The sequence below is a fragment of the Streptomyces sp. RP5T genome, from assembly GCF_003933965.1.
Lineage (GTDB): Bacteria > Actinomycetota > Actinomycetes > Streptomycetales > Streptomycetaceae > Streptomyces.
In genome coordinates, this window is the sequence record NZ_RSAJ01000363.1 from 1 (window position 1) to 8510 (window position 8510).

The 8510-nt window shown below is 73.0% G+C and carries 11 protein-coding genes, 1 pseudogene and 1 riboswitch; of the genes and pseudogenes, 7 read left to right on the forward strand and 5 right to left on the reverse strand.

Translation table 11 applies throughout. The features are described from left to right. Positions 1 to 58 precede the first annotated feature (58 nt). On the reverse strand, positions 59 to 229 hold the full coding sequence (locus tag EHS43_RS46710) for a hypothetical protein (RefSeq protein ID WP_185806468.1): 171 nt from the start codon (positions 227 to 229) through the stop codon (positions 59 to 61). 72 nt (positions 230 to 301) lie between these two features. Between EHS43_RS46710 and EHS43_RS29735 the strand changes: the two genes are divergently transcribed. The 3 genes from EHS43_RS29735 to EHS43_RS29745 all read left to right on the forward strand — a co-directional run bounded on the left by EHS43_RS29735 (position 302) and on the right by EHS43_RS29745 (position 2875). Further along, positions 302 to 433, forward strand: a complete 132-nt coding sequence (locus EHS43_RS29735; protein ID WP_312023449.1) for a DUF397 domain-containing protein — start codon at positions 302 to 304, stop codon at positions 431 to 433. A gap of 215 nt (positions 434 to 648) precedes the next feature. Further along, a complete protein-coding gene (gene thrS, locus EHS43_RS29740) occupies positions 649 to 1875 on the forward strand; it encodes a threonine--tRNA ligase (RefSeq protein WP_125193812.1) in 1227 nt (408 codons plus the stop codon). 37 nt (positions 1876 to 1912) lie between these two features. Beyond that, on the forward strand, positions 1913 to 2875 hold the full coding sequence (locus EHS43_RS29745) for a nucleoside hydrolase (RefSeq protein WP_125193813.1): 963 nt from the start codon (positions 1913 to 1915) through the stop codon (positions 2873 to 2875). Positions 2876 to 2888: 13 nt separating this feature from the next. Here the strand turns inward: EHS43_RS29745 and EHS43_RS29750 are convergent, their stop codons facing one another. Further along, entirely contained in the window at positions 2889 to 3980 is a 1092-nt protein-coding gene (locus EHS43_RS29750; RefSeq protein WP_125193814.1) for a HoxN/HupN/NixA family nickel/cobalt transporter, read from the reverse strand. 28 nt (positions 3981 to 4008) lie between these two features. Next, a riboswitch (cobalamin riboswitch) is annotated at positions 4009 to 4215 on the reverse strand. 81 nt (positions 4216 to 4296) lie between these two features. Here EHS43_RS29750 and EHS43_RS29755 point away from each other — a divergent pair. The 3 genes from EHS43_RS29755 to EHS43_RS29765 all read left to right on the forward strand — a co-directional run bounded on the left by EHS43_RS29755 (position 4297) and on the right by EHS43_RS29765 (position 6095). Next, positions 4297 to 4644: a metalloregulator ArsR/SmtB family transcription factor gene (locus EHS43_RS29755; protein WP_053853339.1), complete on the forward strand. Its 348-nt coding sequence runs from the start codon at positions 4297 to 4299 to the stop codon at positions 4642 to 4644. Positions 4645 to 4761: 117 nt separating this feature from the next. Next, positions 4762 to 5346 carry an ECF RNA polymerase sigma factor SigK gene (sigK, locus tag EHS43_RS29760; RefSeq protein ID WP_125193815.1) on the forward strand — a complete coding sequence of 195 codons (585 nt, stop codon included), beginning with the start codon at positions 4762 to 4764 and terminating at the stop codon, positions 5344 to 5346. Continuing rightward, complete coding sequence (locus EHS43_RS29765; protein ID WP_125193816.1) at positions 5343 to 6095, forward strand: anti-sigma factor; 753 nt, start codon at positions 5343 to 5345, stop codon at positions 6093 to 6095. The genes sigK and EHS43_RS29765 overlap by 4 nt, the downstream gene beginning before the upstream one ends. Positions 6096 to 6107: 12 nt before the next feature. Here EHS43_RS29765 and EHS43_RS29770 read toward each other — a convergent pair whose 3' ends face one another. The 3 genes from EHS43_RS29770 to EHS43_RS29780 are packed head-to-tail and all read right to left on the reverse strand — an operon-like array spanning position 6108 to position 7713. Further along, positions 6108 to 6488: a hypothetical protein gene (locus EHS43_RS29770; RefSeq protein WP_185806469.1), complete on the reverse strand. Its 381-nt coding sequence runs from the start codon at positions 6486 to 6488 to the stop codon at positions 6108 to 6110. After that, positions 6485 to 7132, reverse strand: a complete 648-nt coding sequence (locus EHS43_RS29775) for an Asp23/Gls24 family envelope stress response protein (protein WP_125193817.1) — start codon at positions 7130 to 7132, stop codon at positions 6485 to 6487. Before EHS43_RS29775 ends, EHS43_RS29770 begins: the two co-directional genes overlap by 4 nt. Then, on the reverse strand, positions 7129 to 7713 hold the full coding sequence (locus tag EHS43_RS29780) for an RNA polymerase sigma factor (RefSeq protein ID WP_125193818.1): 585 nt from the start codon (positions 7711 to 7713) through the stop codon (positions 7129 to 7131). Before EHS43_RS29780 ends, EHS43_RS29775 begins: the two co-directional genes overlap by 4 nt. Positions 7714 to 7973: 260 nt before the next feature. Between EHS43_RS29780 and EHS43_RS29785 the strand changes: the two are divergent. After that, positions 7974 to 8510: pseudogene (locus EHS43_RS29785) on the forward strand (molybdopterin-binding oxidoreductase); the annotation flags it as partial.

Genomic DNA, 8510 nt, shown 5'->3' on the forward strand with positions numbered 1-8510 from the left:
GGCCGTACGGGTTACGGGGTGTGGGTGCGCCGGGGCGTGGGGTGCGCCGGGCCGCGGATCACGGCGTGGACGGGGCCGCCGCCTCGCCCCCTTGCGAGCGCGCTCGCCCGCCCACGATCCGCACCGCCTCCGCACGGGCCTGCCCGACCGGGTCGGGAAAGACGCGCAGCCCGTGGGCGGACACGACCTCGTCGACCGTGTGGCTGGACAGCAATGCTGAGCCGACCACCACAACGGGCTCTTCGACCAGATCACGCGACTGAGCCTCGCGCAGCGGGACTCGGTCAGACTGATCGGCGGGATCCAAGTCGCCCTAAACCACCCCCGCACCGTCGCCGTCCGCGACTCCAAGAACCCCGGTGGGCCGGTGATCCAGGTCGTTCCCGGTGCCTGGGGCAGTTTCGTACGGGGCCTGCGTCACGCGCGTCCCTGAGCGGTTCGTCGAAAAGCCGTCGCGTCGGGGCCGCCCCGCCCCCTACCCTCACCGCATGCAGCGTGCCCAAGTCATTGTCATCCCGTCGATCACGACGACGCCGGAGCAGGTCCCGGCGCGCTGACCGCTGACGCAGTCCGAAGCCCCGGGGCGAGTGCCCCGGGGTTTTGTCGTTCCCGTCGGTCTCCTCGCCCCCCACCGCGAGGGAGATCACCATGGGCGACCACCCGTACGACCACCGCCGACTCGGCCGTGAGCTCGATCTGTTCGACACCGATCCGCTGATGGGGGCGGGGCTGCCGTACTGGCTGCCCGACGGGGCCGTCGTACGGCATGTCCTGGAGGAGTACGTCCGGCGGGTGGAGCGGGCCGCCGGATACCGGCATGTGTACTCGCCCGTGCTCGGCAAGCGGGAGCTGTACGAGATCTCCGGGCACTGGGACCACTACCGCGACGACATGTTCCCGCCGATGCGGCTCGGCGGCGAGGAGGTCGTCCTGCGGCCGAGTCTCTGCCCGCACCACGCGCTCATCTACCGGTCCCGGTCGCACAGTTACCGTGAACTCCCGCTGCGAGTAGCTGAGTTGGGCGGCATGTACCGCTCCGAACCCTCGGGCGTGCTCGGCGGCCTGACCCGTGTCCGCTCCATCCAGCTCAACGACGCCCACATCTTCTGCACCCCGGAGCAGGCCGTGGCGGAGGCCCGCGGCGCCCTGGACCTCATCCGGCGCGCCTACGACGACCTCGGCATCCGGGCGGCCAGGTACCGGCTGTCCCTGCCGGGGGACTCCGGCAAGTACGTGGCCGATCCCGCGCTCTGGCGCCGCGCCACCGCCCTCCTCGAAGAGGCCCTGGACGGCGTCGACCACGACCGCGTCGAGGGCGAGGCCGCCTTCTACGGCCCCAAGATCGACGTGCAGATCACCGATCCCGCGGGCCGCGAGTCCACCCTCTCCACCGTCCAGATCGACTTCCACCAGCCCGAGCGCTTCGACCTCCACTACACCGGCCCCGACGGCAACAGGCACCGCCCGGTGATGGTCCACCGCAGCGTCATCGGCAGCGTGGAACGGGCGGTCGCGCAGCTCGTCGAGACCCACGGCGGCGCGTTCCCGGTGTGGCTCGCGCCCGTGCAGCTCGTCGTCCTGCCCGTGGGCGAGGCCCAGGAGGAGCGGGCCGTGGAGGTCGTACGGCGGGCCGAGGCGCGCGGCATCCGGGCCGACCTCTCCGGCCCCGGCGACGGCACCCTCGCCGCCCGCGTCCGCGCCGCATGCCTCGTGCCGTACCAGGCGGTGATCGGCGAGCGGGAGGCCGGCGCCGGCCGGGCGGCCGTACGGCTGCGGGACGGACGCCGGCCGGGAGCGGTGCCGGTCGGCGAGCTGCTGGAACGGATCGGCGCCCGGGCCGGTGATCGCGGGGCCGAACTCTGGGCGGCTGCGTAAGGTCGGTCCCGTACGCCAGTGACGAAAGGACCCCGCCGTGACCGGTCAGCCCATCCCGGTGATCATCGACTGCGACACCGGTGTCGACGACGCCCTGGCCCTGCTGTTCGCCGTCCGGCACCCCGGCATCGACCTGCGCGCGGTCACCTGTGTCGCCGGGAACACCGACGTCGACGGCGTCGTCCGCAACACACTGACCGTCCTGGAGCAGGCCGGGGCCGGGGACGTCCCGGTCGCCCGGGGGGCGGCCCGGCCGCTGATCGAGCCGGTGCGCACCGCGCAGCATGTGCACGGGCTCGACGGCATGGGCGACCTCGGGCTGCCCGCGCCGGCCCGGGTGGCGGTGGACGTGGACGCGGTGACCCTGCTCCGGCGGGAGATCCTCGCCTCGCCCACCCCTGTGACGCTCGTCCCGACGGCCCCGCTCACCAACATCGCCCTGCTCCTTCGTACGCACCCCGAGGTGGTGCGCAACATCGAGCGGATCGTGTTCATGGGCGGCGCGGTGGCCACCGGGAACGCCACCCCGGTCGCGGAGTTCAACGTCTGGCACGACCCCGAGGCGGCCGCGATCCTGCTCACCGCCGGGGTGCCGATCACGATGTACGGCCTCGACGTGTTCAAGCAGGTCATCGTCCCCGCCGCCGACGTCCAGCGGCTGCGCGCGAGCGCGGAACCGTCCCTGCGCATGGCCGGTGAACTCCTCGCCCACCGCGACCCGGCCACCTCCGGCGACCCCACCCCGACCGGCGGTCTCGGGGACGCGGGCGCGGTGTGCGCGGTCGTCGACCCGGGGGGACTGACCACCGAACTGCTGCCGGTGGAGGTGAGCCTGGCCCCGGGCCCGACCCGCGGCCAGACGGTCGTGGACCGCCGTGCACGCCCCGGCGAGTCCGAGATCCACGAGGGCGAGCGCGAAGTGACGCTGGTGGACGTGGGGTTGGACGTGGACGTGGAGCGGTACGTGAAGCTGTGGCTGACGGCGGTGGAGGGGATCTGAGCCCCCGGCCCCCTCAGGAGCCGCTCACGCTCCAGCGCTGCTCCACCTTCGCGAGCCGCCAGTAGGCGATCGCCGCCGCCCACACCACCACGAACAGGCCGACGATGACGTACCCGACGTTGTCGAGGTCGATGTCGGCGATCCAGGTGGTGAGGGCGTCGGTGAGGTCGAGCTTGTCGTGCAGGACCCCGACGAGCTCGATCGTGCCGATGAAGAAGGCGACCGCGATGGACAGCCCGGTGATGGCGAGGTTGTAGAAGACCTTGCGGACCGGGTTGGAGAAGGCCCACTGGTAGGCGAAGTTCATGAAGGTGCCGTCGAGGGTGTCGAACAGGCTCATCCCGGCGGCGAAGAGGAGGGGGAGGCAGAGGATCGCGTACCAGGGCAGGCCCGCGGCCGCGCCCGACCCGGCCATCACCATCAGCGTGACCTCGGTGGCGGTGTCGAAGCCGAGCCCGAACAGGAAGCCCAGCGGATACATCTGCCCCGGCCGGGTGATCGACTTGGTGAGCCGCCCGAGGACGCGGTTCATGAAGCCCCGGGAGTCCAGGTGCTGTTCCAGCTCCCGCTCGTCGTACGACCCCGCCCGCATCGCCCGGAAGACCTTCAGGATGCCGACCAGGGCGACCAGGTTGAGGGCGGCGATGAGGTAGAGGAACGTGCCTGAGATCGTCGTACCGAGAAAGCCGAGCACCTGGTGGGTGCCGGAGCCCTCGTTCATCACCTTGCCGGCGAGCTGGGTGCCGCCCGCGATGAGCGCGGCGAGCAGGACCACGACACTGGAGTGCCCGAGCGCGAACCAGAAGCCCACCGACACCGGCCGCTTGCCGTCGGCCATCAGCTTGCGGGTGGTGTTGTCGATCGCGGCGATGTGGTCCGCGTCGAAGGCGTGCCGCATGCCGAGGGTGTAGGCGGTGATGCCGAGGCCGATCCCGAACGCCTTGTTGCCGACCTCGTAGTGCCCCGGCACGACGAGCAGGAACAGGATGCCGAAGGCGAGCACGTGCAGCGCGGCTATCGCGGCCATCAGACCGGCCGTCTTGACGGTGTCCTCGCGCCGCCAGCGGAAGGAGGCGGCGGTCCCGGGCAGGGCAGGGTCGGTCATACGGTGGTCACTCCAGCACCTCGTGGATGAACGCGTGAGCTGCCGTGGCCGGTCTCCTGGCTTACGGGTCGTGCGTCTCCCTGCCCGCCTTCCCGGCCCGGTGGTGCAGGCCAGTGGCTGTCCCGTGAGGGACGTGGGAGGGAGACTCCCCGATCACAGTGGCGAGGGCCGCACCGGTATGGACCTTTGAGGGGTCGTCACCGGTTTCCCGAGCACCACGGCCCGCCCACCGTAGGCGGGGCCGGGGCTTCCTGCATAGCTGCACACCTGCGCAGGTATGGAAGATCACATACGACCGCCTGCGAGGATGTGCCCCATGCACCTCGTCCCGGCCGACCGAGCCGACCGCCGCACCATCGACGGGCACCGGGTGTGCGACGCCATCGCCGCGATCGGCGACCCGGGACACGTCCGCACCTGGTCCGACCGCTTCGCCCTGCTCGCCGACCCCAACCGGCTGTCCCTGCTGCTCGCCCTGCACCGGACCGGCCCCCTGGCCGTCTCCGACCTCGCGATCGCCACCGGTATGAACGACCCCGCCGTCTCCCAGGCCCTGCGGCTGCTGCGGGCGGCCGGGGTGGTGGCGGGCGAGAAGGAGGGACGGGTCGTGCGGTACCGGGTGGTGGACGAGGCGGTGCGGGGGCTGTTGCAGCAGGTCGCCTGAGGCGGAGGGGACACACGGCCGGGCACCGCGCCGGCCGATCGGTCCGTGGCGCATCCAATCCGCGGCCCGCGCAGAAACGGATTACACCCGGACATGTCCCTACCGCGGAGGCCCTCGGTGAAAGAAGCGGTGCATATCGGAAGAAACCCATCAGTGGAACCTGATCTTCAGGAGCTGGTGGGCCTGGTGGCGCTGGGTGACGAGGAAGCGTTCGCCCGGGTGTACGACACCGTGGTGGGTTCGGTGTTCGGAGTGGTGCGCGCCGTACTGCGTGATCAGGCGCAGTCGGAGGAGGTCGTGCAGGAGGTCCTCGTGGAGGTGTGGCGCACCGCGCCCCGCTACCGCTCCGACCGCGGCACGGCCATCAACTGGATCCTCACCCTGGCGCACCGCAGGGCGGTGGACCGGATCCGCTCGGTGGACGCCGCCGCCGCCCGCGACCACAAGGCCGCGCTGCTGGACCGGCTGCCCGAGTACGACGAGGTCGCCGAGCACGTCGAGGCCCGCCTGGAGCGGGAACAGGTACGGCGCTGTCTGCGCACCCTGACCGAGATCCAGCGCCAGGCCGTCACCCTGGCCTACTACCGGGGACTGACCTACCGCCAGGTGGCGGAGGCGCTGGCGCTGCCGCTCGGCACCGTGAAGACCCGACTGCGCGACGGACTCATCCGGCTGCGCGACTGCCTGGGGGTGACCGCGTGAACACCATCGACCTGCACCGGATGACGGGTGCCTACGCCCTGCACGCGCTCTCCGACGAGGAGACCGCGGCCTTCGAGCGGCACCTGCCGGGCTGCGAGCCGTGCGCCCAGGAGGCCGCGGAGCTGCGCGCCACCGCGGCCCGGCTGGGCCTCGCTGCCACCACGGCACCCCCCGCCGTCCTGCGCGCACAGGTGCTGCGCCGGATCACCACCGTCCGGCAGGTGCCGCCGGGCCCGCAGGCCAAGGAGCTCACGGTCCGGGGCGGGCTGCGTACCCGGGCGCTGTCCCGGTGGGCGCTGGCCGCCTGCCTCGCGGCGGCCGCGGCGCTGGGTGGCACGAGCGTGTGGCAGTACCAGCGCGCCGAGGACGCCCGGGGCCGTGCCGGACAGGCGGTACGGACGGCGGACGAGATCGCCGCCGTGCTCTCCGCTCCGGACGCCCGGACCCGGGCCGCCGAACTGGCGGACGGCGCCACCGGCACCGTCGTCGTCTCCCGCGGCCTGGACCGGGCCGTCTTCGCCGTCTCCGGGATGGCCCGGCCACCCGGCGGCAAGGTCTACCAGCTGTGGTTCGACGACGGGGGCACCATGCGCTCGGCCGGTCTGATGGACCCCGGCCGCAGCGAGCAGGCGGTCCTCATGCGGGGCGCGGTCGACGGGGCGTCGGGCATGGGCGTCACCGTCGAACCCGACGGCGGCTCGAAGCACCCCACCTCCACCCCGGTCGCCCTGATGAGCTTCCCGGGCTGAGGGGGCGCGTACTCAGACGAGGCCCGTGACCGTCACGGTGATCCGCGGCGCCGGCTGCGGGGGCGACACGGCCTCCAGCCGGCGGGCGACGCCGGCCCGGACGGCACGGGCCACGTCCACGGTCCTGGCCTCCTTGAGCGCGACGACGTGGATCTCCACGTGCCAGGGCCCCTCGGGGTCGGGCCGGGTCATCCGCACTCCGGTGGCCGTCCCGCGGGCGTCGCCGTGCGCGGGCCGGTGCCGCACGGAGCGCAGCCGGTCCGCCAGGCCCGGCCGGAGGAACGCCACACCGCGCACGCCCGCCGCGGCCGCGGCCGCCTGCTCGGCGAGCGTCGCGTGCGCGGGGCCTGTGGGGCCCGTGGGGTCGGTGGTGTCTGCTCTGTCGAAGGTCATCGTGTACGGCCCTCCTGACCGTGTTCGGCCCCCGCCGGGACCAGGTCGGTGACCCGGATGTCCACCGCCGCCACGACCAGCCCCAGCTCACGGTCGGCCGCCTCCCAGACCCGTTCCCGCACCTGCGCGGCGAGCTCGGGCAGCGGGGCGTCGGCCGGGGCGTGGATGTCGAGCCGGACCCCGACCCCCGCGAGCGTTCCGTCCGCGGCGTTCCTGCCGTCCGGGCCGACCTGCACGAGACGGCAGGAACCGGCCCGGACACCGGTGACCGTCTCGGCTGCCGCGCGCAGGGTGCGGGCCGCGACCGCCTCCATGATCCACAGGTCCTCGACGGGCTCGCCGAGGGGCAGGGGGCGGCCGGGACGCAGTTCCATGCGGACCACGTCCATGATCCGCCGGGTCAGCGGCTCGGCGTCGTACGCGGAGCCGTCCGCGGTCTGCGTGCGCAGGCCGTGCACGGCGGACTCCAGCCGGTCGAGTTCGCGCACGGCGTCCCGGCAGTGCGGGCAGGACCGCAGGTGCGCGTCCTCGGGCCGGTGCTCCCAGTCCTCCCAGGCTCTCGACAACAGCCGTCCGCACGGCAGCAGTTCGTCGTCGTCGCCGTGGGTGGACGCCCGGTTCGGCGGTTCGGTGTGGGCGGTCATCGCCAGGCCCCCAGTGCTTGTGTCAGACAACGGCGTGCGCGGAAGACGCGGGCGCGTACGGCCTCCTGGCTGATGCCGAGCGTCTCCGCGACGAACTCGTAGGAGCGGCCGTCCAGTTCCCGCAGGACCCAGCAGGCGCGCTGTTCGGCCGACAGCAGGTCCAGCGCCTCCCGCAGTTCGCGCACCGCGTCGCGGCCCTCGGTGATACGGGCCGGGGAGACGGTGTGCTCGGCCGCGGGGACCTCGCCCGCCGCCTCCAGCGGGGCGACGGGTCTGCGCGCTCGCAGGACGTTCAGACAGCGGTTGGTGACGATCCGGTACATCCAGGTGCCGAAGGCGGCGCGTCCCTGGAACTCGGGAAGCCTGCGCCAGGCGCTGATGAAGGCGTCCTGGACGGCGTCCTCCGCCTCGGCCGCGGTTCCGAGCAGGCTCGTGGCCAGCCGGATCAGCGCCGGGGCGTGCCGCTGCACGAGCACGGCGAAGGCGTCCTCGTCCCCCTCCGCGGCCCGTACCGCCAGGAGGGCGTCGTCGGTCCCGGCCCGGGTGTCCGGTGGTGCGCTCTGCGTGCGGGCCCCCGCCACTGGGCGGCTCCTCTCGTCCGGTCTTCCGAGGGTTGGACACGGCCGCGCCCTCCCCGTTACGGGGGACTTCGCCGCGGGGGCGTCCCGCGGACGCGGGAACGCGGGGGAAATGCGGTGAGGAGAAGGAAGGGAGGTGAAGAGCGGGGCGTCTGAATACCCGTATATCCGTAGCCGAAGCGGTCGCGGATGGGTCGGAAAATTAAATTCATCCGATCGTGGGGACGACCAATCCGCGCCGCTTTCGGGGCCGGATTCCCCACGTGACCGAGAACGAGAAGGAACCGAGGAGCCGGAGCGGCCGCAGTGGCCCGGTGCTGCCGGCGCTGGGCGCGCTCAGCGGTGTGCTGGCGGGCTGCGCCGCGCTCGCGGTCGCCGAGGCGGTGGCCGGCGGGGTGCGCCCGCGGTCCGGTCCCGTCGTCGTGGTGGGCGGTGCGGCCATCGACCGCACGCCGGCCGCGGTGAAGGACTGGGCGATCCGGAATTTCGGCACCGACGACAAACTCGTACTCCAGCTCGGAATTCTCGCGGTGCTCGCGCTTTTCGCCCTCGCTCTCGGAATTGTCGCGCTGCGGTTCCGGCGCACCGGAGCGGCGGGCGTCCTGCTGTTCGGCGCGATCGGCGCGGCCGCGGCGACCGGCCGCCCGGACTCCACGGGGGCCATCGACGCCCTTCCCTCGCTCGTGGGCGCGGTCGCCGGGGCAGCGGTGCTGTACGTCCTGACGGGCCGCCTCACGGTCCGGAACGGGAGTGTGGCTGCCGGGGACGGGGCCGTAGCGGGTGCGGGGGGTGTTTCGCGG